Consider the following 24,737-nt stretch of genomic DNA (forward strand, 5'->3'; position numbering starts at 1 on the left):
TACAAGATCAGACAAGGGTCAGATTATGCCGCTCACTCAGGAGCAGAAGAAACAGTACAAATCCATCGGCCACCATCTGAAACCGGTTTTGATTGTGGCAGATAATGGATTGACTGAAGGTGTTTTAGCAGAGTTCGAACGCGCTGTGAGCGATCACGAGCTGATCAAGATCAAGCTCAACATCCTCGATCGCGAACAACGTCTGGCGACCATTGCACAGCTGTGCAAGACCGGCCGCGCCGATCTGGTGCAAGTCATCGGCAAAATGGCGTTGATCTACCGCAAGAATCCGCAGGTGAACAAACAGCTGTCGAACGTCCACCGGGCGCATTGATCGCTTAAAAAGCTTCGCGGGCAAGCCCTGCTCCCACCGTGTAGGAGCAAGGCGTGCCCGCGAAGGGTTCACCCCGTCAGATGTGCTTGACGCTGACGATCTCGTACTCGACGACGCCGCTCGGCGTTTTCACCGCCACCACGTCGCCCTCTTCCTTGGCAATCAAGGCGCGAGCAATGGGCGAACCCACGGAAATCTTTCCGAGTTTGAAGTCGGCTTCATCTTCCCCGACGATGTGATAGGTCACTGATTCGTCGGTTTCGACGTTGGCGATCTCCACTGTCGTGCCGAAAATCACCTTGCCGGTGGGCTCGATCGTGGTGACATCGATGATTACCGCATTCTGCATGCGGCCTTCGATATCCCGGATGCGCGCCTCGACCATACCCTGCTGCTCGCGGGCAGCGTGGTATTCGGCGTTTTCCTTCAGGTCCCCCAGCTCGCGCGCAGTACCGATGTCCTGGCTGAGCTTGGGGCGCACTACCTTGGTCAGGTGCGCGTGTTCTTCTTCCAGGGCGCGCGCGCCCTGGACAGTCATGGGGTATTTGATCATGCCTTGAGCCCTGCATGCAGATCCTGCAAGCGGCGAACGGTCTTTTCCGGACCGAATTTCAGCGCTTCGCAGATAGCTTCGCCCGCAGCGATCGTAGTGGTGCAATAGATCTTGTGCTGCAGGGCGTTGCGACGGATGGAGTAGGAATCAGCGATCGACTGACGGCCTTCGGTGGTGTTGATGATCAAGGTGACTTCGTCGTTCTTGATCATGTCGACCACGTGCGGGCGACCTTCGGTGACTTTGTTCACACGGCGCACTTTGAGGCCGGCTTCCTCGATCACGCGGGCAGTGCCAGCGGTCGCGACCACTTCGAAGCCCAGGGCGATCAAGTCACGAGCGACGCCAGCCACGAGTGGCTTGTCGTCGTCACGCACGCTGATGAACGCGGTACCGCCGGTCGGCAGCACTTCGCTGGCGCCCATCTGGGCCTTGGCGAAGGCTTCGCCGAAGGTGTCACCGACACCCATGACCTCACCGGTGGATTTCATCTCTGGGCCGAGAATCGGATCGACGCCCGGGAACTTGGCGAACGGGAACACCGCTTCCTTGACGCTATAGAAGTTAGGAATGATTTCCTTGGTGAAGCCGATTTCCTTCAGCGTTTTGCCCGCCATGACCCGCGCCGCGATCATCGCCAGCGAGGTGCCGATGCACTTGGACACGAACGGCACGGTACGGGAGGCGCGCGGGTTGACTTCGATCACGTAGATCTTGTCGCCCTGCAGGGCCAGCTGCACGTTCATCAGACCGATGACGCCCAGCTCCAGGGCCATCTTCTTGACCTGATCGCGCACTTCGTCCTGCACGTGGGCAGGCAGCGAGTATGGCGGCAGCGAGCACGCGGAGTCACCGGAGTGAACGCCAGCCTGTTCGATGTGCTGCATGATCGCGCCGATGACCACGTCGGTGCCGTCGCACACCGCATCCACGTCCATTTCGATGGCGCAGTTGAGGAAGTGGTCGAGCAGCACCGGGCTGTCGTTCGACACCTGTACAGCGTCACGCAGGTAGCGCTTGAGTTCGTCCAGTTCGTAGACGATCTCCATGGCGCGGCCGCCCAGGACGTAGGACGGACGCACTACCAGCGGGTAGCCGATCACGCCGGCGGCGCGGATGGCTTCTTCTTCGCTGCGCACGGTGGCGTTCGGCGGCTGCAGCAGGTTCAGGCGCTGCACCATTTGCTGGAAGCGCTCGCGGTCTTCAGCACGGTCGATGGAGTCAGGGCTGGTGCCGATGATCGGTACGCCGGCTTCTTCCAGGGCGCGAGCCAGTTTCAGCGGGGTCTGGCCGCCGTACTGAACGATCACGCCTTTGGGCTTCTCGACCCGCACGATTTCGAGCACGTCTTCAAGCGTCAACGGCTCGAAGTACAGGCGATCCGAGGTGTCGTAGTCGGTGGAGACGGTTTCCGGGTTGCAGTTGACCATGATGGTCTCGTACCCGTCTTCACGCAGCGCCAGGGCCGCGTGCACGCAGCAGTAGTCGAACTCGATGCCTTGGCCGATACGGTTCGGACCGCCACCAAGGATCATGATCTTGTCGCGGGTCGACGGGTTGGCCTCGCACTCTTCCTCGTACGTGGAGTACAGGTAGGCGGTGTCGGTGGCGAACTCGGCGGCACAGGTATCGACGCGCTTGTAGACCGGGAAGATCTCCAGCTTGTGGCGATGACGGCGCAGGTTCTTGTCGGTAATGCCCAGCAGCTTGGCCAGGCGCTGGTCGCTGAAGCCTTTGCGCTTGAGGCGCAGCATCAGGTCCTTGTCGATATCGGCCAGACCAAGAGTCTTGACCTTTTCTTCGTCCTTGATCAGGTCTTCGATCTGTACCAGGAACCAGTGGTCGATCATGGTCAGCTTGAAGATTTCGTCGCAGGTCATGCCGGCGCGGAAGGCATCGGCCACGTACCAGATACGCTCGGCACCCGGCACGGTCAGCTCGCGCTTGAGGATGCTGTGGAATTCCGGGTTGCTCGGCTCGACTTTCGGATCAAGGCCGCACACGCCCACTTCCAGGCCGCGCAGAGCTTTCTGCAAGGACTCCTGGAAGGTCCGGCCGATGGCCATGACTTCACCCACGGACTTCATCTGAGTGGTCAGGCGGGCATCGGCTTTCGGAAATTTCTCGAAAGCGAAGCGTGGCAGCTTGGTGACCACGTAGTCGATGGACGGCTCGAAGGACGCCGGGGTCTTGCCGCCGGTGATGTCGTTCTGCAGTTCGTCGAGGGTGTAACCGACCGCCAGCTTGGCCGCGACCTTGGCAATCGGGAAGCCGGTCGCCTTGGACGCCAGCGCCGAGGAACGCGATACCCGCGGGTTCATCTCGATCACGACCATGCGGCCAGTGTCCGGGCAGATACCGAACTGCACGTTGGACCCGCCGGTTTCGACGCCGATCTCGCGCAGTACCGCCAGCGAGGCGTTACGCAGGATCTGATATTCCTTGTCGGTCAGGGTCTGTGCCGGGGCAACGGTGATCGAGTCACCGGTGTGCACGCCCATCGGGTCGAAGTTCTCGATCGAGCAGACGATGATGCAGTTGTCCTTTTTGTCGCGGACCACTTCCATCTCATACTCTTTCCAGCCGATCAGCGATTCGTCGATCAGCAGTTCCTTGGTCGGCGACAGGTCCAGACCACGGGCGCAGATTTCTTCGAACTCTTCACGGTTGTAAGCGATACCGCCACCGGTGCCGCCCATGGTGAAGGACGGACGGATGATGCACGGGAAGCCCAGCGTCTCGAGGACTGCGTTGGCTTCTTCCATGGTGTGGGCGATACCGGAGCGCGGGCAGGCCAGGCCGATGGACTTCATGGCCTTGTCGAAACGCGAGCGGTCTTCGGCCTTGTCGATGGTGTCGGCGTTGGCACCGATCATTTCGACGCCGAACTTTTCCAGGACGCCTTCGCGCTCCAAGTCCAGGGCGCAGTTGAGTGCGGTCTGGCCACCCATGGTCGGCAGCAGGGCGTCAGGGCGCTCGGCCTCGATGATCTTGGCCACAGTCTGCCACTTGATCGGCTCGATGTACGTGGCATCGGCCATGTCTGGGTCGGTCATGATGGTGGCTGGGTTGGAGTTCACCAGGATGACGCGGTAACCCTCCTCGCGCAGGGCTTTGCAGGCCTGGGCGCCGGAGTAGTCGAATTCACAGGCCTGACCGATGACGATAGGGCCGGCACCGAGAATCAGGATGCTTTTTATGTCTGTACGTTTTGGCATGGGTTGTCACTCAAGTCCGCAATTCAGTCGGCGATCCCGGGGGATGGCCGGCTTGACATCATTCGTTGGCGTGGGTGGCTGCCACCGTCGCCGGGGCTGCCACTCGTACGCGCGTGGGCTTTTCGAATCCAGGCCTTAGCGACGCTTGGCCATGGCATCGACGAAGCGGTCGAACAACGGCGCCACATCGTTAGGGCCCGGGCTCGCTTCAGGGTGACCCTGGAAGCTGAAGGCGCTCTTGTCGGTCAGCTCGATACCCTGCAGGGTACCGTCGAACAGCGACTTGTGGATGGCGCGCACGTTACTCGGCAGGGTGGCCTCATCGACCGCAAAACCGTGGTTCTGGCTGGTGATCATGACCACGCCGGTATCCAGGTCCTGGACCGGGTGGTTGGCACCGTGGTGCCCGTGACCCATCTTGACGGTCTTGGCGCCAGCGGCCAGGGCCAGCAGCTGGTGGCCCAGGCAGATACCGAACACCGGAATGTCGGTTTCGAGCACTTCCTTGATCGCCTTGATAGCGTAGTCGCAAGGCTCGGGATCGCCCGGACCGTTGGACAGGAACACGCCATCCGGGTTGAGTGCCAGTACGTCGCTGGCCGGGGTTTGCGCTGGCACCACGGTGACGCGGCAACCGCGCTCGACCAGCATGCGCAGGATGTTGACCTTGACGCCGTAGTCGAACGCGACCACGTGGTAAGGCAGCTCGCTGGCCGGGATCTCGGCGTGCTCGTTGGTAGCCAGATCCCAGACCGTGGAACGCCACTCGTAGCTTTCCTTGACGCTGACGACCTTGGCCAGGTCCATGCCCTTGAGGCCCGGGAAGCCGCGTGCGGCAGCGATAGCGGCTTCTTCGCTGATGTTGTCGCCGGCCATGATGCAGCCGTTCTGAGCGCCTTTCTCACGCAGGATGCGGGTCAGGCGGCGGGTGTCGATACCGGCGATGGCCACCACATTGTTGGCCTTCAGGTAGTCCGACAGCGACATCGTGTTGCGCCAGTTGCTGGCAACCAGCGGCAGATCACGGATGACCAGGCCGGCGGACCAGACACGGTCGGACTCGGCGTCGCCCGGATTGGTCCCGGTGTTGCCGATGTGCGGGTAAGTCAGGGTAACGATCTGCTGGGCATAGGAAGGATCAGTAAGGATTTCCTGATAGCCTGTCATTGCGGTGTTGAACACCACCTCGCCAACGGTCTGACCGTCGGCTCCAATGGCGTCACCGCGAAAAATGCTGCCATCAGCAAGGGCGAGTATGGCTGGCGTAGTCAAGAAGACCTCCCGTAAATAAAGCCTGAAAGGGCGATCGCAGGTTGCAAAAAAGCGGAATGACGTATAGACACGTCACCCCGCTTTCTCGTCGAAATTATCTGCGCGCTTTTAGTGGACACACTAAAGCTGTAGCTTACAGAAAAAGGCTTTTTTGGTCCACCGCTATTGCGCCTGATTGCGCGGAGAATGCGACACAGGGGGTCGCAGCGGTGTTTCTGGGGGGCTTCGCGAGCTGAACTCGCTCCCACGAGGAAGGTATTACCCTATGGAAGCGGACTCTGCCCGCGAAACTAGCGGGATCAATGCAGATCCAGCACATCCTGCATATCATACAGACCCGGCGCCTTGCCATCCAGCCACAGCGCTGCACGAACGGCACCCTTGGCGAAGGTCATGCGGCTCGACGCCTTGTGAGTGATCTCGACGCGCTCGCCTTCAGCGGCGAACAGCACCGTATGATCGCCCACCACATCCCCACCGCGCACAGTGGCGAAGCCGATGGTTTCGCGCTCGCGGGCACCGGTATGACCTTGACGGCCATACACCGCGACCTTGCTCAGATCACGATCCAGCGCCTTGGCGATCACCTCGCCCATGCTCACCGCCGTACCTGACGGGGCATCGACCTTGTGGCGGTGATGCGCCTCGATGATCTCGATATCAGCCTCTTCACCCATCACCCGCGCAGCCATCTCCAGCAGCTTGAACGACAGGTTCACGCCGACGCTGAAGTTGGAAGCGAAGACGATCGGGATGTCCTTGCCCGCCTCGACCAAGTGCCGCTTCTGCTCCGCCGAGAGACCCGTGGTACCGATGACCATGGCCTTGCCGGCCTTGCGGCAGAACGCCAGGTTGTTGAGCATCACATCCGGCAGGGTGAAGTCGATCAACACATCGAATTCATCGACCACCGGCGCCAGGCTGCCGACCAATTGCACGCCGATACGCCCCAGGGAAGCCAGTTCACCAGCGTCGGCACCCAGCAACGTACTGCCCGGACGCACGATGGCGGCGGTCAGCCCCGTCAGCGGTGCACGCTGCTGCACTGCCTCGATGAGATTCTTGCCCATGCGCCCGGCGGCGCCCATTACCGCTATACGTCGCATACCCGTATTCCTTTGAAAGCTTCACGGGCAGAGCCCGCTCGCACACATCTGTGGGAGCAGGCTCTGCCCGCGAAGAGGCCCTCAGCCTTTGGATCGATTACAGATCGCCGAAGAAGCGCTTCACGCCTTCGAACCAGCCATTGGCCTTGGGCGAATGGGAGGTGTCGCCCTCAAGCGAAGCACGGAACTCTTCCAGCAGCTCGCGCTGACGACGACCCAGATTGACCGGCGTCTCGACCGCTACGCGGCACATCAGGTCGCCCGCGCCGCCACCGCGCACCGGAGCAACGCCCTTGCCGCGCAGACGGAACTGCTTGCCGGTCTGAGTCCCTTCGGGGATCTTCAACTTGATGCGGCCATCCAGCGTCGGCACTTCGAGCTCGGCGCCCAGCGCTGCATCGGTGATGCTGATCGGCACTTCACAGAACAGATGCTTGCCGTCGCGCTGGAAGATCGCATGCTCGCGCACGCTGATCACCACATACAGGTCGCCCGTCGGACCACCCTGCGCGCCCGCCTCGCCTTCGCCGGACAGACGAATGCGATCACCGGTATCGACACCTGGCGGTACTTTGACGGAAAGCGTCTTGGATTCTTCGACGCGGCCCGCACCGTGGCACGAATCGCACGGGTCGGAAATGATCTTGCCCTGACCGTGGCAACGCGGGCAGGTCTGCTGCACCGAGAAGAAGCCCTGCTGCATGCGCACCTGGCCAATACCGGCACAGGTCGGGCAGGTGATCGGCGCCGAGCCTTTCTTGGCGCCGCTGCCGTCGCACGGCTTGCAGTTGACCAACGTCGGCACACGGATATTGACCGTCGTACCGCGCACGGCTTCTTCAAGGTCGAGCTCGAGGGTGTAACGCAGATCGCTGCCGCGCTGAGCGCCACCACGACCGCCGCGACCCTGGCCACCACCGAAGAAATCACTGAAGACATCACCAAAGATGTCAGAGAAATTCTGCCCGCCAAAACCGGGACCGCCGCCGCCACCCATCTGCGGGTCGACGCCGGCATGACCGTACTGGTCGTAGGCAGCACGCTTGCTGGCATCGGAGAGTACTTCGTAGGCCTCGTTGGCCTCCTTGAATTTCTCTTCCGACTCTTTGTCATCCGGATTACGGTCCGGGTGATGCTTCATTGCAAGGCGGCGATAGGCCTTTTTCAGGTCTGCCTCGCTGGAGCCTCGCTCCACCCCCAGCACTTCGTAATAGTCACGCTTAGCCATAAGTCTTTGCACTCTTTTTGAGAGCCAGCACGCAAGAGCGCAGCGGGCCGTGCGGCCAACATCCGATCATGTCGCATGCTGTAAAAAATTCGTGGATTCCAGACACGCCAACGCGGGAGCAAGCCCCCGCGCGGCGACATCCTACCAGCGACTGCACAAGCACAGTCAACTGGCCGACCAACAAGCGTACTGCTTACTTGTGGTCTTTGACTTCTTCGAACTCAGCGTCGACGACGTCATCGGGCTTCTCGGCTTTATCGCCGGCAGGCTGTGCACCGCCTTGAGGCTGTTCGGCCTGGTCAGCGTACATTTTCTGCGCCACGGGTGCGGAGACCTTGGACAGCTCTTCGACCTTGGCTTCGATGGCAGCCTTGTCGTCGCCCTTGACGGCGGCTTCCAGTGCAACCAATGCAGACTCGATAGCGGTCTTCTCTTCAGCGGTGACCTTGTCACCAGCATCGGCGATCATCTTGCGAGTCGAGTGCACCAGTGCATCACCCTGGTTACGGGCAGCGGCCAGCTCTTCGAACTTGCGGTCCTCTTCCGAGTTGGCTTCGGCGTCACGGATCATCTGTTGAATTTCTTCGTCAGACAGACCGGAGTTGGCCTTGATCACGATCGACTGAGTCTTGCCAGTGGCCTTGTCCTTGGCACCTACGTGCAAGATGCCGTTGGCGTCGATGTCGAAGGTCACTTCAATTTGCGGCACGCCACGTGGAGCCGGTGGAATCTCGGCCAGGTCGAACTTGCCCAAGGACTTGTTCTGACCGGCTTGCTTGCGCTCACCTTGCAGCACGTGAATGGTCACGGCGCTCTGGTTGTCATCGGCCGTCGAGAACACTTGCGACTTCTTGGTAGGAATCGTGGTGTTTTTCTCGATCAGCGCGGTCATCACGCCGCCCATGGTTTCGATACCCAGAGTCAGCGGGCTGACGTCCAGCAGCAGCACGTCTTTGACGTCGCCGGCCAATACGGCGCCCTGGATGGCAGCACCCATGGCGACGGCTTCGTCGGGGTTGACGTCTTTACGGGCTTCTTTACCGAAGAAGTCAGTGACCAGTTTTTGCACCAGCGGCATGCGAGTCTGACCACCGACCAGGATCACGTCGTTGATCGAGCCAACGTCGATACCGGCATCTTTCAATGCGATACGGCAAGGCTCGATGGTGCGCTGAACCAGGTCTTCAACCAGAGCTTCCAGCTTGGAGCGGGAGATCTTCACGTTCAAGTGCTTTGGACCGGTGGCATCTGCAGTGATGTACGGCAGGTTGACGTCGGTCGACTGGCTCGAGGACAGCTCGATCTTGGCTTTTTCAGCGGCTTCTTTAAGACGCTGCATGGCCAGCGGGTCACCTTTGAGGTTCATGCCGCTTTCTTTCTTGAATTCGTCGACGAGGTAGTCGATCAGGCGGATGTCGAAGTCTTCACCCCCCAGGAACGTGTCGCCGTTGGTGGCCAACACTTCGAACTGGTGCTCGCCATCGACTTCAGCGATTTCGATGACCGACACGTCGAAGGTACCGCCACCCAGGTCATAAACGATGACAGTGTGGTCGCCCTTGGCCTTGTCCATACCGTAGGCCAGTGCGGCAGCGGTAGGCTCGTTGATGATGCGCTTGACGTCCAGGCCAGCGATACGGCCGGCGTCTTTGGTGGCCTGACGCTGGCTGTCGTTGAAGTAGGCCGGTACGGTGATGACCGCTTCGGTGACGGCTTCACCGAGGTAGTCTTCGGCGGTCTTCTTCATCTTCTTGAGGATTTCAGCCGAGATCTGTGGCGGTGCCATTTTCTGGCCGTTCACTTCAACCCAGGCATCGCCAGTGCTGTCAGCCTTGACGATCTTGTAAGGGACCATCTGGATGTCTTTCTGTACGACTTCTTCGTCGAAGCGACGGCCGATCAGACGCTTCACCGCGTACAGCGTGTTGTGCGGGTTAGTGACTGCCTGACGCTTGGCGGACTGGCCGACCAGGATTTCGCCGTCGTTGGCGTAAGCGATGATCGACGGGGTAGTGCGAGCGCCTTCAGCGTTCTCGATCACTTTGACCTTGCCGTTTTCCAGAATCGAGACGCAGGAGTTGGTGGTCCCCAGGTCGATACCGATAATCTTGCCCATGTCTTTACTCTCCGAACTTGCTTGATTTGGTTGCCCCAGAGGTTGTGGCCATCTGCGGTAGCACTTAAACGCTTGACTCTAAAATGGGGGCCTGTTGGCGCTTTTCAAGGCTGCCGACAGAAATTCCATCAGGCCTTTTCGTCGATCGACGGCTGCGGCGCGGACGGCGCCTTGCTGACCACGACCATGGCCGGACGCAGCAGGCGGCCATTGAGGCTGTAACCCTTCTGGAACACCTTGAGCACGCTGTTGGGCTCGACGTCTGCGCTCTCCTGCATGGCCATGGCCTGGTGCAGCTCGGCGCTGAAGGGTTCGCCGTGCGGATCGAGAGCCTCAAGGTTGTAGCGCTTGAGGGTGTCCTGGAACATCTTCAGGGTCAGCTCGATGCCTTCGCGCATCGGGCGGATGTTGACGTCTTCAGGGTTGGACAGGTCCAGGCCGCGCTCGAGGCTGTCGATGATCGGCAGCAGGTCGCTGGCGAACTTCTCGAGGGCGAATTTGTGGGCCTTTTCGACATCTTGCTCGGCACGACGACGAATGTTCTGCACGTCGGCGGCGACGCGCAGGGCGTTGTCCTGAGCCCCAGCCAGTTGTTCTTCCAGGGTCTTGATACGCGCAGCGTGATCGTCGCTACCGCCGTCCGCGTGATTCGCTTCCGGGTTCAGGTCATCCAGAGTCTGTTCGTCAGCCATGCAAATTCTCCTGTCAATCAATGTCGTGGGCGAGCTGTTGTCGCGCTTCTGACCGGGTATATGGGGTCGTAAAATCACGCTTCAAGGGGCTGCAGCAGATAAGGCGCTGTACGGTGGAATCACACAATCGCGATAAAAAACCTGGTTTCGCTCGCAAATAGACCTAAGCGGGGGCATTGTCAGCCCAACCCGAACCACTGTATAAATAACCAGACATTGAACCTGGGAGCTGCCTTTATGTTGGTGCACCTGTCCGTACACAACTACGCCATCGTCGAACACCTCGACCTCGAACTCGCGCGCGGCATGAGCGTCATCACTGGCGAAACCGGTGCTGGCAAATCGATCATGCTCGATGCCTTGGGGCTGACCCTGGGCGATCGTGCCGAGCCCGGCGTGGTACGCCCCGGTGCCGACAAGGCGGACATCCTCGCCTCCTTCGATCTTGCAGATATTCCCGAGGCCAGCGCGTGGCTCGCCGAACGCGACCTCGACTCCGCCGGGCCGTGCATCCTGCGCCGAGTGATCACCGCCGAGGGCCGCTCGCGGGGCTACATCAACGGCACGCCCTGCCCGCTGGGCGACCTCAAGGCGCTGGGCGAACTGCTGATCGACATCCATAGCCAGCACGAACACCAGTCGCTGCTCAAAACCGACACCCATCGCCGCCTGCTGGATGAATATGCCGGCGCTGGCGATCTGTCGCGCCAGGTGCAGATGGCCGCGCAACGCTGGCGGCAAACGCACCAGGAGATCGAGCACCTGCGCAATTCCGGCGACGAGCAACGGGCGCGTCATCAGTTGCTCAGCTACCAACTCGAGGAGCTGGAAAACCTCGCACTGGGCGAGCACGAGCTGGACGAACTGGAATCCGAGCAGAAAAACCTCACCAACGCCGAGGCGCTGTTCGGCATCTGCCGCCAGGTAATCGACCTGTGCAGCGAGAACGATTCAGGCAACGTGCTCGGCGCCTTGACCGCCAGCCTCAATCGCCTCGGTGCCACCAACAATCCGCCCCACGCCTTGGGCGAAGCCGCTGGCATGATTTCCAGCGCGCAGATCCAGGTAGAAGAAGCCGTCGGCGAGCTCAATCGTTTCCTCGATAACTTCGACGCCGACCCGGCGCGCCTGCAATACATCGACGAGCGTCTCGACACTATCTATACATTGGCGCGCAAGCACCGCATTCAGCCGGGTGAACTGGCGCACATGCACCAGACGCTGCTGGACGAAATCGAAACGCTGAACGCCAACGATGAGTCCGTCGAACGCCTGGGGGAAGAGTTGGCAGCCTACGCCCGCCACTACCAGGAGAAAGCCCGAGAGCTGAGCGAGTTGCGCCAACAGGCGGCGCACAGCCTGGCCACTGCGGTGGAGGCAGAAATCCAGCGCCTCGGCATGCCGGGCGGTCGATTCAGCATCGAGCTGCGCCCCCACGGCAGCAACAGCATGCAGCCCCATGGGCTGGAGCAGGTCGAGTTGATGGTCAGCGCCAACCCCGGCTTGCCGCTCAAGGCGCTAGCCAAGGTCGCCTCCGGTGGCGAGCTGTCACGGATCAGCCTGGCGATTCAGGTGATCACCGCGCAAACCTCCCGCGTGCCGACGCTGGTGTTCGACGAAGTGGACGTGGGTATCGGCGGCCCGACCGCCGAGATCGTCGGGCAATTGCTGCGCCGCCTGGGTGAGCGCGGACAAGTGCTGACCGTGACGCACTTGCCGCAGGTGGCGGCCCAAGGGCATCACCATCTATTCGTACACAAGGTGCGCGGCAGCGATGAAACCCGCACTGCGGTGTCGAGCCTCAACAAGAACGAACGGGTCGAAGAAGTGGCGCGCATGCTGGGTGGCATCGACTTGACCAAGGAATCCTTGGCCCATGCCAAAAAGATGGTGGTTACTGCGAAGTCCTGATCTGCGGGTGACTGCACCGGCCTTTTCACCGCCGGACGCGCCCCCTTGCTCCCACCGAGCTGGCCGGACTTGAGTCGTAATCTGCCCCCGCCTAAATTTCCCCGACCACTCAAAGCACAAAGGCGACCCTAGGGTCGCCTTTGTTTCATGTGTAGCCCCGCAAACCGCAGGCCCACTCACTTCTTCTTGCGGACGTACAACACCAGGTTGTGGTCAACCAGCTCGTAACCATGTTCCGTGGCGATACGCTCCTGCAGCTCCTCGATTTCGGAGCTCTTGAATTCAAGAACCTCGCCCGAATCGACGCATACCATATGGTCGTGATGCTCTCGATCGCTGACAGCTTCGAACACGGCATGGCCGCCATCGAAGTTATGACGCATCACCAACCCAGCAGACTCGAACTGAGTCAGCACACGGTAAACCGTGGCCAGCCCGACATCCTCGCCAACTTCCATCAATGCCTTGTAGACATCCTCGGCACTCATGTGGCGCTGCGGAGAATTCTCCAGCATTTGCAGGATTTTGACCCGAGGCAGGGTAACCTTCAGGCCGGCTTTACGTAGTTCGTTATTTTCTACCATGGTCAGCTTTCTCGCCGATGCTGCTTCGCAGCTTCTCTTAATGCGGGTATGATCGGGGTTTACGTTGTCCCAGCCAAGATAGTGGAAGTCGCCCACCGATGCAAAACACCAAGCACTTGCTAACCAGCCTCACCTTCGTGGGACTGCTCGCACTCGCCGGTTGTTCGTTCCCCGGGGTTTACAAAATCGACATCCAGCAGGGCAATGTCGTCACGCAGGACATGATAGACCAGTTGCGGCCAGGAATGACCCGACGCCAAGTAAGGTTTATCATGGGCAACCCCCTGCTGGTCGACACATTTCATCCCAATCGTTGGGATTATCTGTACAGCCTGCAACCCGGGGGCGGTGAACGCCAGCAAGAGCGCATCAGTATTCTATTCAACGGCACCGACCAATTGGCCGGCCTGTCGGGCGATTTCATGCCGGGCGTGAGCAAGGATCAAGCGATCCTCGGCCAGGACAGTGGCACCACTGTCAGCCCAGGCGCCCCGGCGGCGCAGCCTGGCAAGCCAGAAGCGCCTGCTACCCCGGGCTCGACCCTGGACAAGATCCAGCGTGACGTCGACGGCGTGAAGGTACAGGCCGTACCGACACCGCAACCGATCGAATCCTCGCCACAGTAATATCGCCATAAAAAAAGCCGGCTCGCGAGCCGGTTTTTTTATGCATGAAATTTTTCATTCATGAAGATTTTTGTTCATTGCGAGGGATCAGCCGCGCTTCTTGCTCGGCCTGGCCGTCTTGGCTGCGCGCATCCGCCGCACCTCCATAGGGTCGGCAATCAGCGGCCGATAGATCTCAATGCGGTCGCCGTCTTCCAGCACATGCTCAGCAGGCTTTTCGATACGTCGACCGAAAATCCCCATCGGGCATTCCAGCAACACGACCGAGGCAAACTGTTCGGCTATCCCCGACAGCGTCACCGCCTGATGCATCGTGGTGCCCGGCGCAACCCCAACCGCCAGCAGCACCTGGCGATCGACATCGGCATACACCACTTCAACGCGGATCAATGCCGGTTCAGCCGTGCAGCTGCTTGGCACGCTGACAGAATGCATCCACCAACGTGTTGGCTGCCTGATTGAACAGCGGACCCAAGGTGGCACGGACGATCGGCCCGGCGTAGTCGAACGACAGGTCGAGGCTGATCTTGCAGGCCTTCTCGCCCAAGGGTTTGAACACCCAAAGCCCATGCAGCTGGGTAAAGGGGCCTTCTTCCAGATTCATTTCAATCTGCTGGCCCGGCGTCAGGGTATTACGCGTGACCAAATGCTGACTGAGGCCGCCCTTGGCTACCTCGAGGCTAGCGACCATCAAGACGTCGGAGCTCTCACGCACCTTGGTCGTCGAGCACCACGGCAAGAACTCGGGATAGCGCGCCACGTCGTTGACCAGATCATAGAGCGCCTGGGCTGGGTAAGGGAGCAAGGCGGAGCGTTGGATATGGGTAGTCATTCAGGCGTCACTTCCAAAAGCTGAGCGGCAGATCAGGGAGAATGCCGGGGGCGCCATCGAGCGCTGCGAGAAAATGTTCATGGCGGTATTGTCCGGTATTAATCTCACTCGCTCAAGCATGCAGCATCCCGGTAGCCGACGACGCGCGGACTCCCTATAATGCCCGCCCTATGGCCAAACAAAAGAAACACCCGGAAGGGACAATCGCGCAAAACAAAAAAGCGCGACACGATTACTTCATCGAGCACAGGTTCGAGGCCGGTATGGTCCTCGCCGGCTGGGAAGTGAAAAGCCTGCGTGCAGGCAAAGCCCAGTTGGTGGACAGCTACGTGCTGCTCAAGGACGGCGAAGCCTGGTTGCTCGGCAGCCACTTCTCGCCCTTGTCCACAGCCAGCACTCACGTGATTGCCGACCCGGTACGCACGCGCAAGCTGCTGCTCAACAAAAAAGAGCTCGATCGCCTCAACACTGCGGTGCAGCAAAAGGGCTACGCCTGCGTTGCGCTATCGCTGTATTGGAGCAAGCACCTGATCAAGTGCGAAATCGCGCTCGGCAAGGGCAAGAAGGAATACGACAAGCGCCACACCGAGCGCGAACGCGACTCCGACCGCGAGCTGCAACGCGCCGTGCGGACGAAGGGCAAGGACGACTGAGTCCCACGCGGCTCTGCGCGATAGCTCTTTGTCCATAGGCCATACCGGCCCCTTCGCGGGCAAGCCTTGCTCCCACAGCCGTACAGTGCTGTAACTGTACGGCTGTGGGAGCAAGGCTTGCCCGCGAAGACGCCTGTCCGATCCCTACAGATCCCTGCGTTGAAACCCCCTCCCCGCGCCTCACTCCCCCAAAATTGACATCCCCCGCCAACCCCCTCTAATCTAGCCCCACACCCAGAACAATTGGTCTTACCAATTATCCAGCCATGATCCAACCCTGCCCAATAACAACAAGGGGGCTCAATGCGCACCCAGCACCCGCTTACCGTCCAAGCCATCGCCCAACTGAATTCCGTCTCGCTGCCCGCAGCCTTCCTGTACGCGGCCGAACAGTTGATCCCGGCCAACCGCCGCTTCGATGACCCGACCTCGACCCTCGCCTTCGGCACCGACGCCAGCTTCTATCGGCTCATCCCGAAACTGGTCATCCGCGTCGAGTCCGAAGACGAAGTCGTCGCCCTGCTCAAGCTCGCCCACCGCGAACATGTGCCCGTGACCTTCCGCGCCGCCGGCACCAGCCTCTCCGGCCAGGCCATCAGCGACTCGGTATTGATCGTGCTCGGCGATAACTGGAACGGCCGCGAGATCCGCAACCACGGTGCGCAAATCCGCCTGCAGCCCGGCGTCATCGGCGCTCAGGCCAACGCTTGGCTGGCCCCTTACGGACGCAAGATCGGCCCTGACCCTGCCTCGATCAACGCCTGCAAGATCGGCGGCATCGTCGCCAACAACTCCAGCGGCATGTGCTGCGGCACCGCGCAAAACACCTACTTCACCCTCGCAGGCATGCGCATGGTGCTGGCCGACGGCACCCGCATCGACACTGAAGACCCAGCCTCCCTCGCGGCCCTGCGCACCAGCCACAGCACACTGCTCGACGAACTCGCACGCCTGGGGCGTGAAACTCGCGCCAACACCGCGCTGGCTGAGCGCATCCGCCACAAATACCGCCTGAAAAACACCACCGGCCTGTCGCTCAACGCCCTGGTCGACTTCGATGAGCCCGTCAACATCCTCACCCACCTTCTGGTCGGCTCCGAAGGCACCCTGGGCTTTATCAGCGCCGTCACCTACGACACCGTGCCCGAACACCCACACAAAGCCTCGGCCTTTATCGTTTTCCCAGATGTAGAGACCTGCTGCCTGGCGGTCACCGTACTCAAACAGCAACCGGTGTCCGCCGTGGAACTGCTCGACCGCCGCAGCATGCGCTCGGTCCAGGAAAAACCCGGCATGCCGGCATTCGTGCGTGAACTGTCCGCCGGCGCCTGCGCTCTGCTGATCGAATCCCGCGCCGCCAGCGCCGCGCTGCTACAAGAACAGATCGGGCACATCACGGCCTCCATCGCCGCCTTCCCCGTCGAAAAACAGGTCGACTTCACTACCGATCCTGCCGCCAACGCGCAGCTCTGGGCGATCCGCAAAGATACCTTTCCCGCCGTTGGCGCCGTACGCCCGACCGGCACCACCGTGATCATCGAAGACGTGACCTTCCCCGTCGAGCAACTGGCATTCGGCGTGCGCCGCCTCATCGAACTGTTCGAACGCCACCGCTACGACGAAGCCATCCTCTTCGGCCATGCCCTGGAGGGCAATCTGCACTTCGTCTTCACCCAAGGCTTCAACAACCCCGCAGAAATCGCCCGCTATCAGGCGTTCATGGAAGACGTCACGCAACTGGTGGCCGTCGAATTCGGCGGCTCGCTCAAGGCCGAGCACGGCACCGGCCGCAACATGGCGCCCTTCGTCGAACTCGAGTGGGGCAGCGACGCCTACCGGCTGATGTGGCAACTCAAACGCCTGCTCGACCCCACCGGCATCCTCAACCCCGACGTAGTGCTCAGCGACGACCCGCACATCCACCTCAAAAACCTCAAGCCCATGCCGGCCGCCGACGCCATCGTCGACAAATGCATCGAGTGCGGCTTCTGCGAGCCCGTGTGCCCGTCCAAGGGACTGACCCTCAGCCCGCGCCAACGCATCGTCATGTGGCGCGACATCCAGGCAAAAAAACGCCAAGGCCTCGACACCCAGGCGCTCGAGCACGACTACCAATACCAGGGCATCGACACCTGCGCCGCCACCGGCTTGTGCGCACAACGCTGCCCCGTCGGCATCAACACCGGCGAACTGGTGAAGAAACTCCGCGCGCAAAACGCCCACAACCTGCGCACCGCCAACTGGCTGGCCGACCATTTCAGCACCGCGCTCAAGGGCGCACGCATGACCCTGCACGCCGCCAACGGTGCGCGCATGCTGCTCGGCGCACCGCGCCTGAACCAATGGTCCGCTCGCCTGAGCCAACTCTCCAAGGGCCGGATTCCTGCATGGACGGCCGCCATGCCGCAGCCACAAGACACCCTGCGCTTCACGCCACAGCCAGCGATGGACCGCCCCCGCGTCGTTTATCTGGCCGCCTGCGTGTCCCGCGCCATGGGCCCGGCCGCCAGCGACCGCGAGCAAATGTCGCTACAGGAAAAAACCCACGCATTGCTCACCAAGGCCGGCTTCGAGGTCATCTACCCCGAGAACCAGGACAGCCTCTGCTGCGGCCAGCCCTTCGCCTCCAAAGGCTACAACGCCCCCGCCGAGCGCAAACGCCAGGAGCTCATCGATGCCCTGATGCACGCCAGCCGCGGCGGCCTCGACCCGGTCTACTGCGACACCAGCCCCTGCACCCTGCGCCTGGTGCAAGACCTCAACGAGCCCCGCCTCGACCTCTACGATCCAGTGCGCTTCATCCGCAGCCACCTCGTGGACAAACTCACCTTCCACCCCCAAGACACCCCCATCGCCGTGCACGTCACCTGCAGCACCCAGCACCTGGGCGAGAGCCAGGCCCTGATCGACCTCGTTCGCCGCTGCAGCACCCAGGTCGTCGTACCCGAGGGCATTCACTGCTGCGGCTTCGCCGGCGACAAAGGTTTCACCACCCCGCAACTCAATGCCCACGCCCTGCGCAGCCTCAAGGAGGCCGTGCAATATTGCAACGAAGGCATCTCCACCAGCCGCACCTGCGAAATCGGCCTCAGCCAGCACAGCGGCTTGGATTACCACGGCCTGGTGTATCTGGTAGACCGCGTCACCACCGCGCTCACCGCGCCCTGAAACAGGGCACGAACGCCACAAGATGGCGATCTCACATTATCCGCGCAAAAAGATAGAACCCCTGCAAAAGCTCGGAGTCAACACCATTAAGCCCCACTGGATGGGGCTATTTCGAACTCCGGGCGCGACGTCAGATGTCAGCCGGATCATTTTTCGCTTGAGGAGATACCCTATGAAGCGCACTACCCTGACCGGTCTGTTCATCGCCGCAGCATTCGTTGCTTCGCCTGTCTTCGCTGCCGAAGACCTCTGCGCCGGCAACATCAAGAAAATCGAAAACGAGCAAGCCACGTCCAGCGCCGCGACCGCCGATGGCGGTGTCGATTACAAAGCCTCCATCGCAGCGGCAAAGAAAGAGCAGGCTGCAGGTGACAAAAAAGGCTGCATCACCACCACCACCAAAACCTTGAGCGACATCGCCAAGAGCAAGAAAGGCGGCGCTGCCGGCAATTAATGCCGCAGAGGCGTCCTGAGCCGCTGTCGCCAGGGCGCGAGAAGACGACTGTCGACTCGTCGCCCGCTTTCGCGTACACTGGCTTCCTGCTGCGAAATCAGCAGGTTATGGGGTCGATCAGGATTCGACGCCGGTAGTGAAACTTTAGGTGCATGCCGAGTTGGTAACAGAACTCGTAAATCCACTGTTGCAACTTTTATAGTTGCCAATGACGAAACCTACGGCCAGGAATTCGCACTCGCCGCTTAATTGCGACGACTAGAGCCTGAGCTTCTGGTCACTTCGGTGCCAGCAATCACTAGAGGATGCCTGTAAACTCGAAGTGATTGTCATGCAGAACAGGATCGCCGTGCAGTACGTTGTGGACGAATCGGCTAAAACTTACACAACTCGCCCAAAGCACCCTGCCCCTCGGGCGGCCGCGGGTTAACTTAGTAGAACGGGCTAAGCATGTAGTACCGACAGCGGAGCACTGGCGGACGGGGGTTCAAATCCCCCCGGCTCCACCACTTCAACATCTAAAGACGTCCACGGACGTCTTTTTTTGTGCCTGAAATCCAGTAAAATCAAGGGTTTTAGGGCCATTGGCTTCCGTAGAAGAATTTAGAGTTCCAGGCGTTTTGGTATCCCATTTGGTATCCGGACCCACCGGTGCTATTTTTGGGATACCAAAACGGTGCCGGAGGTAGCTCTCATGCCTACTAATGCAACCCGCCTCTCAGACCGCCAACTCAAGGCAGTCAAGGCAACAGGAAAAGACTTCATTCTCACTGACGGCGACGGCCTTCAACTCAGGGTCAGAGCCAGTGGCTCGATGATATGGAATTTCAACTACCGCGAGCCGGTAACCAAAAACCGCCTCAATATGGCGCTGGGCCCTTACCCGGCTCTCTCGTTGGCGAACGCCAGAAAGAAAGCTCAAGAAGCACGTGAACTACTGGCGCTAGGCATTGATCCCAAGGCTCACCGCGATGAGCTAAGGCAGGCCAAGCTGGCAAAAACCGAGCACACATTCGAGAAGGTGGCCACCGCTTGGTTCGAGTTGAGAAAACACTCCGTCACAACGGCCTACGCCGAAGACATCTGGCGCTCACTCACGCTGCATGTTTTCCCCAGCCTCAAAGCCACACCCCTCGCAGACATCACCGCCCCCATGATCATCAAGCTCCTACGCCCGATCGAGGCCAAAGGCAGCCTGGAGACGGTCAAGCGACTTTCCCAACGTCTCAACGAAATCATGGCCTACGGCGTCAACTGCGGACTGATCTTCGCGAACCCGCTCAGCGGCATTCGGGCAGCCTTCAAAAAGCCGCAAAAAGAAAATATGCCGGCACTTCCTCCCGAAGAACTACCCGACCTTATGCTGGCGATTGCCAACGCCAGCATCAAACGCATCACCCGCTGCCTGATCGAATGGCAACTGCACACTATGACCCGCCCTGCCGAGGCTGCCGGGACGACCTGGGCAGAAATAGATTTCGAGAAACGCATCTGGACCATCCCAAAGGAGCGCATGAAAAAACGCCGTGCGCACCCCATCCCCCTAAGCGACCAGACGCTCGCGCTGCTAGAGACACTCAAGCCCTACAGCGGCCATCGGGAACACGTATTTCCGGCCGACCGAAATCCGCGTACCCACGCAAACAGCCAGACCGCGAACATGGCATTAAAGCGTATGGGCTTCCAGGATCGGTTGGTCAGCCACGGCCTGCGATCAATGGCCAGCACCATCCTCAACGAACATGGATGGGACCCGGAGTTGATTGAAGTCGCACTCGCCCATGTCGACAGAGACGAAGTCCGAAGCGCGTACAACTGAGCGGACTACATCGAGCGAAGACGCCCGATGATGACTTGGTGGAGCGAGTACATTCAAAAAGCCGCCACCGGCAATTTGTCGGTGACGGCCATTCATGAAAACAAAAACGGGAACGTCATCCCGTTTCGTTAATCAATTCCTGCTGGCGACAACGGCGACAGTGGCGACAACCCACGTATTTAGCGGTCCTTCGTATGGCGACAACGTGGCGACCGTCGCCACCATCTGCATCGCCCGTAAGCTTTTAAGGCCCAGCCCCTGAGGGCAGGAAGGCTTCGCCTTCCCGTCCTCAGGGGCTCACTTTAAAACCGACGAACGGCCCATCGTCCATTCAAAGCCACCTTCTCCCACGCACGTCCAACGACTAAAAAGCCCACCGCACACCCAGTTGACCACCTTCCGAGCACGCGTTACACCAGAGCCGTACAGCGCTGTCATCGACAGCATTGCCCAGGTAGCCAAGGGCCTTTAAGGCTACGCCCTACAGTGGTGGTCCCAGCCCATGCGCGCTCGCTTCCAATTTGGCGCGCAGTCACGCCCAACGTGATCGAAGCCGACTTATCCACAGTGCAAATGCGGCAGCCCACGCCCGTCTCTTTCTCCAGGAAAGAGACGGGCGCCGAAATCACTGCCGCAGCCCTTGCCGGGCAACACATTGCAGCGTTTGTCCCTGTGACAATCGGCGTGACAAACCCCGATGTCACTCGCAGCAGCAATGCAGATGATGGTGCCGCATCCCACGGAATGGACTGCACCTGACTGACAGTCAGGCACGCCCCGGTCATCGCATCACTGCCTGCAACAGACTCAGGATCTCGCGGCGCTGGTCTCGTCAGCCAACGCAGCCTCCACCCGCCCACCGCTATTGGTGCTCAGGAGGCCAGATCATGAGATGCCCAAGCTCCCGGTCGTAAAGAGCCGCCCGTCCCGCGTAAGTGGACAACCCTCACAGGCTGCAGGGGCCTTGATCCCTGATAACACTCAACAACCGTGGCGGGGAGAGTGAGGGAGAAATTCGAAACACCAGGAGAATGACGATGCAATTGTGCGAAGTGTTCGACCTGCCACGGCCGCTGCTGGAATACCGGCCCGAGCCGCTGGCATATCCGGTCGAAGCGTTGGGACAGATATTAGGGCCAGCCGTCCAACGCATGGCCGAGGTGATCGGCGTGCCCTGCGCCATGGCTGCGCAATCGGCGTTAGCCACTGCCGCCCTGGTGACCCAGTCGCACGCCAATGTGCAGCTCGATGGCCGTGTTTATCCGTTGTCCCTCTACATGCTGACGGTGGCATCGTCAGGTGATCGTAAAAGCGCAGTGGATCATCTGGCGCTAGCATCTGCACGTGAGTGGGAGCGGCGACAGTGGATGCTGTATTTGGAGCAACTGAAATCCAATCGCGCCGCCATTCGAGGAAAGCACGAAGCTCGTGAGTTATCCGAACCCGTCCCACCCAGATTGATCATCGCCGAACCCACGATTGAAGCCCTGATCAAAAACCTATGCCAGGGCTTGCCCAGCATGGGGTTATTCAACGATGAGGGCGGCCAGTTTCTGGGCAGCAGCACCATGAGTAAAGAGAACCAACTCAAGGCCATCACCACCCTGTCAGCGCTCTGGGATGGCAGCCCCATCGACCGGGCGCGCTCCATGCCTGGCGAAAGCCTGCGAGCTTATGATCGTCGCCTCAGTCTGCATCTGATGCTGCAACCTTACCTGGCCAACCAGCTACTCACAGACCGGATGATCAATGGCCAAGGCATCCTTGGCCGTTGCCTGATCAGTTGGCCCGAACGCCTGGTGGGGCGGCGCTTGTACAAGGCAGTCGACCTCACGCGAGATGCCAGGATCCAGCGCTACCAAGCGCGCATTACCGCTCTGCTGGATAAGCCGCTGTCGCTACACAACGACGGCTCACTTAACCCTGACAGGCTGGAACTGACACCCAGCGCTCGCACTGCCTGGATCGATATTCACGACACCATCGAATGCCAGTCTGGTGAGTTTGGCGAGCTGGCCGGCATTCAATCTGTAGCCGGGAAAGCAGCCGCCAATGTACTGCGTATCGCCGGGGTATTGGCGGTGATTGAAGACGCGCACGTAGTGGACGAGCCCCATATCCAGCGCGCCTCGACGCTGATGGATTACTACCTCGCCGAGATCCAGCGCCTGACGGAGCAAGAGCCCGTCAACACGTTACGCGAGGAATCGGATCGACTGCTGCGCTGGTTGACGCAAAAAGGCTGGACCCAATTTACCGTCCGCGACCTCAACCGCAATGGCCCCCGTTTTGCCCGCAAAAGCAGCCATCACACCATTACGCTGCTGGTCGAATTGATCTCACATAGCTGGCTGGACTCTCATGACGGAAAGACCTTCGAGGTACGCCATGTTCCGCCTCAATGATGCGGTGCGCCGTTATCAGGCGCAGCATCAGACACGGCCTGCGTTGCGGAGTGTCGCCACTTCCGTCGCCGCCTTGTCGCCATGCTTCAGACCAGCAACTACAAGGGTTGTCGCCACTGTCGCCGTTGTCGCCACACCTGCCTTAGGGCCTGTCGACATCGGCCAACTGATCCACCAAATGCGCGAAGAGGGAGCAATGTTGCGGCATCAGCAAAACGCCCTGATTATTCGTCCCACACATTGGCAACAAGTGAACAAGATCAGCGCCCACTGGAAAGCGGTGCTGCGCTTTCTGCAAGACACGGAAAACGGTGAAGCCGATGGCATTGGTCGGCCGGCGTGATGGCCGCAACTTTGGCTACGGCCGTCAGCTCAGCTATGCCGGCCCACAAGCACTGAAAGATATGTTTGCCGGCGGCCACTTCGCTACGGTCAAAGCACACAGTGATCGCTGGCAGGCTTTCGTGAAGTGGTGTCGGTCAGCGGACGGCCCCGGTTACAACGACGCCCGCCAGATAGATCGCAGTACCTTGCACAGCTACGCCACACACCTGCGTCAGCAAATCCACCAAGGTGAAATCTGCATCGCCACCGCGCAGAACCGCCTGAGTAGCGTAAACCGTACCCTCGCAGCACTACGCGGCGACCAGTACGTGAAAATCGCCAGCCCGAGTAAGACACTCGGCATGCAGCGATCAAGCGTACGCACCCGCGCACCGGATGGCCAAGAGCACCAACAACTGAGTCGAGTGATTGAAGCGCTTCGCGAACAGCACCACCACCGCGTCGCTGCGATTATCTGCTTGGCCCGCGCAACCGGCATGCGCTTGCGCGAAACGATCTTGGCTGACCTGCCACGCTTGCAACGTGAGGCTAAACACTTAGGCCGCATCAATATTCAGGATGGGACCAAAGGCGGCCGGGCTGGCGCTTCAGCTCCGCGCTGGATCATCGCAAATAACGAGGTTAAGGCAGCCTTGCAGATGGCTCATCACGCTTCGCCACCCCACAGCCGCAATTTGCTGGCCCAAGGTGAAAGCTACGCCAAGTTCCAGCAACAGACGGTGAGGCCAGCCCGTGAATTGCTTCAGAAGCTGGGACTGAAGGGGGTTCATGAATTGCGAGCCGCTTATGCGTGCGAGCGTTACGCACAACTCACTGGCCACGCGGCCCCCGTCAACGGTGGCCGATGCTATCTCATCGACCACGCTCTGGACCAAAAGGCGCGACGGCAAATCAGTCTTGAGCTTGGGCATAACCGGATCGATGTCATTTCGGCCTACATTGGAGGTCGAGCGTGACCAAACCCTTCAATATGGAGCTGTTCCTGAGCGGCGTAATGACTGGTTCAAAGGTTACGCAGCAACGTCACCTACGGCAAGCTCGATTCATGCAAGCGGCCATTCAAGAGCGCTGGCAGCGTGATAATCCTTGGACTTGGCAGCTTAAGCATGTGCGCTGGTTTCTCACTCAGTATCTGAAAGATCATTCAGACGCCACCCGGTATTATTACCTACTCACGGCTTCATTGGTCTGGAAGCGATTAGGGAAGAACCGAGACTTGGTGATCGCCCCTGCCGTGTGTCGCAACTTGCTGACAGTAGTTTGTTCAGGTGATCGTAAAAGCGCGGTAGAGCAAATAGCCCTGCAAGCCGTAAGCGACTGAGAGATATAGCAAGTGGGTCATTTTTGGGGAACAGCTCAATGCTCAACGCGCTGCAATGAGCATCAGTGCGAATCACCGACATGAAAAAGTCAGTACAGCT

19 protein-coding genes, 1 other RNA gene and 2 pseudogenes are annotated in these 24,737 nt (G+C 60.1%); 12 read left to right on the top strand and 10 right to left on the bottom strand.

What is annotated here, in order from left to right:
• Positions 1–25: 25 nt before the first annotated feature.
• Complete coding sequence (locus LIX93_RS26925) at positions 26–334, top strand: YhbY family RNA-binding protein (RefSeq protein ID WP_226507095.1); 309 nt, start codon at positions 26–28, stop codon at positions 332–334.
• Between the two features lie 76 nt (positions 335–410).
• Here LIX93_RS26925 and greA read toward each other — a convergent pair whose 3' ends face one another.
• From greA to grpE, 7 genes are all read right to left on the bottom strand, one after another.
• Positions 411–887, bottom strand: coding sequence for a transcription elongation factor GreA (greA, locus tag LIX93_RS26930; protein ID WP_226507096.1), 477 nt, complete (start codon positions 885–887; stop codon positions 411–413).
• Entirely contained in the window at positions 884–4,105 is a 3,222-nt protein-coding gene (carB, locus tag LIX93_RS26935) for a carbamoyl-phosphate synthase large subunit (protein ID WP_226507097.1), read from the bottom strand. The genes greA and carB overlap by 4 nt, the downstream gene beginning before the upstream one ends.
• Positions 4,106–4,240: 135 nt before the next feature.
• Positions 4,241–5,377, bottom strand: a complete 1,137-nt coding sequence (carA, locus tag LIX93_RS26940) for a glutamine-hydrolyzing carbamoyl-phosphate synthase small subunit (protein WP_226507098.1) — start codon at positions 5,375–5,377, stop codon at positions 4,241–4,243.
• Positions 5,378–5,676: 299 nt separating this feature from the next.
• On the bottom strand, positions 5,677–6,483 hold the full coding sequence (dapB, locus tag LIX93_RS26945; RefSeq protein WP_226507099.1) for a 4-hydroxy-tetrahydrodipicolinate reductase: 807 nt from the start codon (positions 6,481–6,483) through the stop codon (positions 5,677–5,679).
• Between the two features lie 97 nt (positions 6,484–6,580).
• A complete protein-coding gene (dnaJ, locus tag LIX93_RS26950; RefSeq protein WP_226507100.1) occupies positions 6,581–7,711 on the bottom strand; it encodes a molecular chaperone DnaJ in 1,131 nt (376 codons plus the stop codon).
• Between the two features lie 193 nt (positions 7,712–7,904).
• Entirely contained in the window at positions 7,905–9,827 is a 1,923-nt protein-coding gene (gene dnaK / locus LIX93_RS26955; protein ID WP_226507101.1) for a molecular chaperone DnaK, read from the bottom strand.
• Positions 9,828–9,955: 128 nt separating this feature from the next.
• Positions 9,956–10,519 carry a nucleotide exchange factor GrpE gene (gene grpE, locus LIX93_RS26960; protein WP_226507102.1) on the bottom strand — a complete coding sequence of 188 codons (564 nt, stop codon included), beginning with the start codon at positions 10,517–10,519 and terminating at the stop codon, positions 9,956–9,958.
• 237 nt (positions 10,520–10,756) lie between these two features.
• Here grpE and recN point away from each other — a divergent pair, with 237 nt between their 5' ends.
• Complete coding sequence (gene recN, locus LIX93_RS26965) at positions 10,757–12,430, top strand: DNA repair protein RecN (protein WP_226507103.1); 1,674 nt, start codon at positions 10,757–10,759, stop codon at positions 12,428–12,430.
• Positions 12,431–12,606: 176 nt separating this feature from the next.
• Here the strand turns inward: recN and fur are convergent, their stop codons facing one another.
• Complete coding sequence (gene fur / locus LIX93_RS26970) at positions 12,607–13,014, bottom strand: ferric iron uptake transcriptional regulator (protein WP_226507175.1); 408 nt, start codon at positions 13,012–13,014, stop codon at positions 12,607–12,609.
• Positions 13,015–13,112: 98 nt separating this feature from the next.
• Here fur and LIX93_RS26975 point away from each other — a divergent pair, with 98 nt between their 5' ends.
• On the top strand, positions 13,113–13,640 hold the full coding sequence (locus tag LIX93_RS26975; RefSeq protein WP_226507104.1) for an outer membrane protein assembly factor BamE: 528 nt from the start codon (positions 13,113–13,115) through the stop codon (positions 13,638–13,640).
• Positions 13,641–13,727: 87 nt separating this feature from the next.
• Here LIX93_RS26975 and LIX93_RS26980 read toward each other — a convergent pair whose 3' ends face one another.
• Positions 13,728–14,075, bottom strand: coding sequence for an RnfH family protein (locus tag LIX93_RS26980; protein ID WP_226507105.1), 348 nt, complete (start codon positions 14,073–14,075; stop codon positions 13,728–13,730).
• Positions 14,038–14,472, bottom strand: coding sequence for a type II toxin-antitoxin system RatA family toxin (locus LIX93_RS26985; RefSeq protein WP_226507106.1), 435 nt, complete (start codon positions 14,470–14,472; stop codon positions 14,038–14,040). Before LIX93_RS26985 ends, LIX93_RS26980 begins: the two co-directional genes overlap by 38 nt.
• 170 nt (positions 14,473–14,642) lie before the next feature.
• Between LIX93_RS26985 and smpB the strand changes: the two genes are divergently transcribed.
• The 9 genes and pseudogenes from smpB to LIX93_RS27030 form a co-directional block, all read left to right on the top strand.
• Complete coding sequence (smpB, locus tag LIX93_RS26990) at positions 14,643–15,125, top strand: SsrA-binding protein SmpB (RefSeq protein ID WP_226507107.1); 483 nt, start codon at positions 14,643–14,645, stop codon at positions 15,123–15,125.
• A 303-nt stretch (positions 15,126–15,428) separates the two neighbouring features.
• On the top strand, positions 15,429–18,293 hold the full coding sequence (locus LIX93_RS26995; RefSeq protein ID WP_226507108.1) for an FAD-binding and (Fe-S)-binding domain-containing protein: 2,865 nt from the start codon (positions 15,429–15,431) through the stop codon (positions 18,291–18,293).
• 172 nt (positions 18,294–18,465) lie between these two features.
• On the top strand, positions 18,466–18,747 hold the full coding sequence (locus tag LIX93_RS27000; RefSeq protein WP_226507109.1) for a hypothetical protein: 282 nt from the start codon (positions 18,466–18,468) through the stop codon (positions 18,745–18,747).
• 109 nt (positions 18,748–18,856) lie between these two features.
• Positions 18,857–19,256, top strand: a transfer-messenger RNA (tmRNA) gene (gene ssrA / locus LIX93_RS27005).
• 185 nt (positions 19,257–19,441) lie between these two features.
• Positions 19,442–20,698 (top strand): annotated as a pseudogene (locus tag LIX93_RS27010) (integrase domain-containing protein).
• Between the two features lie 905 nt (positions 20,699–21,603).
• Positions 21,604–22,971, top strand: coding sequence for a YfjI family protein (locus LIX93_RS27015; protein WP_226507110.1), 1,368 nt, complete (start codon positions 21,604–21,606; stop codon positions 22,969–22,971).
• Complete coding sequence (locus LIX93_RS27020) at positions 22,955–23,314, top strand: hypothetical protein (protein ID WP_226507111.1); 360 nt, start codon at positions 22,955–22,957, stop codon at positions 23,312–23,314. The genes LIX93_RS27015 and LIX93_RS27020 overlap by 17 nt, the downstream gene beginning before the upstream one ends.
• On the top strand, positions 23,292–24,272 hold the full coding sequence (locus LIX93_RS27025; RefSeq protein WP_226507112.1) for an integrase domain-containing protein: 981 nt from the start codon (positions 23,292–23,294) through the stop codon (positions 24,270–24,272). Before LIX93_RS27020 ends, LIX93_RS27025 begins: the two co-directional genes overlap by 23 nt.
• A pseudogene (locus LIX93_RS27030) lies at positions 24,269–24,541 on the top strand (hypothetical protein); the annotation flags it as partial. The gene LIX93_RS27025 and the pseudogene LIX93_RS27030, both read left to right, overlap by 4 nt.
• Between the last annotated feature and the right edge of the window lie 196 nt (positions 24,542–24,737).

This window comes from Pseudomonas sp. MWU16-30317 (genome assembly GCF_020515695.1).
Lineage (GTDB): Bacteria > Pseudomonadota > Gammaproteobacteria > Pseudomonadales > Pseudomonadaceae > Aquipseudomonas.

Coding starts and splice junctions, on each gene's coding strand:
- LIX93_RS26925 (WP_226507095.1), top strand. CDS start 26: ATGCCGCTCACTCAGGAGCAGAAGAAACAGTACAAATCCATCGGCCAC.
- fur (WP_226507175.1), bottom strand. CDS start 13,014: ATGGTAGAAAATAACGAACTACGTAAAGCCGGCCTGAAGGTTACCCTG.
- LIX93_RS27020 (WP_226507111.1), top strand. CDS start 22,955: ATGTTCCGCCTCAATGATGCGGTGCGCCGTTATCAGGCGCAGCATCAG.
- dapB (WP_226507099.1), bottom strand. CDS start 6,483: ATGCGACGTATAGCGGTAATGGGCGCCGCCGGGCGCATGGGCAAGAAT.
- carB (WP_226507097.1), bottom strand. CDS start 4,105: ATGCCAAAACGTACAGACATAAAAAGCATCCTGATTCTCGGTGCCGGC.
- LIX93_RS27000 (WP_226507109.1), top strand. CDS start 18,466: ATGAAGCGCACTACCCTGACCGGTCTGTTCATCGCCGCAGCATTCGTT.
- dnaJ (WP_226507100.1), bottom strand. CDS start 7,711: ATGGCTAAGCGTGACTATTACGAAGTGCTGGGGGTGGAGCGAGGCTCC.
- LIX93_RS27025 (WP_226507112.1), top strand. CDS start 23,292: ATGGCATTGGTCGGCCGGCGTGATGGCCGCAACTTTGGCTACGGCCGT.
- LIX93_RS26985 (WP_226507106.1), bottom strand. CDS start 14,472: ATGACTACCCATATCCAACGCTCCGCCTTGCTCCCTTACCCAGCCCAG.
- dnaK (WP_226507101.1), bottom strand. CDS start 9,827: ATGGGCAAGATTATCGGTATCGACCTGGGGACCACCAACTCCTGCGTC.
- LIX93_RS26980 (WP_226507105.1), bottom strand. CDS start 14,075: ATGCATTCTGTCAGCGTGCCAAGCAGCTGCACGGCTGAACCGGCATTG.
- smpB (WP_226507107.1), top strand. CDS start 14,643: ATGGCCAAACAAAAGAAACACCCGGAAGGGACAATCGCGCAAAACAAA.
- LIX93_RS27015 (WP_226507110.1), top strand. CDS start 21,604: ATGCAATTGTGCGAAGTGTTCGACCTGCCACGGCCGCTGCTGGAATAC.
- recN (WP_226507103.1), top strand. CDS start 10,757: ATGTTGGTGCACCTGTCCGTACACAACTACGCCATCGTCGAACACCTC.
- grpE (WP_226507102.1), bottom strand. CDS start 10,519: ATGGCTGACGAACAGACTCTGGATGACCTGAACCCGGAAGCGAATCAC.
- LIX93_RS26975 (WP_226507104.1), top strand. CDS start 13,113: ATGCAAAACACCAAGCACTTGCTAACCAGCCTCACCTTCGTGGGACTG.
- greA (WP_226507096.1), bottom strand. CDS start 887: ATGATCAAATACCCCATGACTGTCCAGGGCGCGCGCGCCCTGGAAGAA.
- LIX93_RS26995 (WP_226507108.1), top strand. CDS start 15,429: ATGCGCACCCAGCACCCGCTTACCGTCCAAGCCATCGCCCAACTGAAT.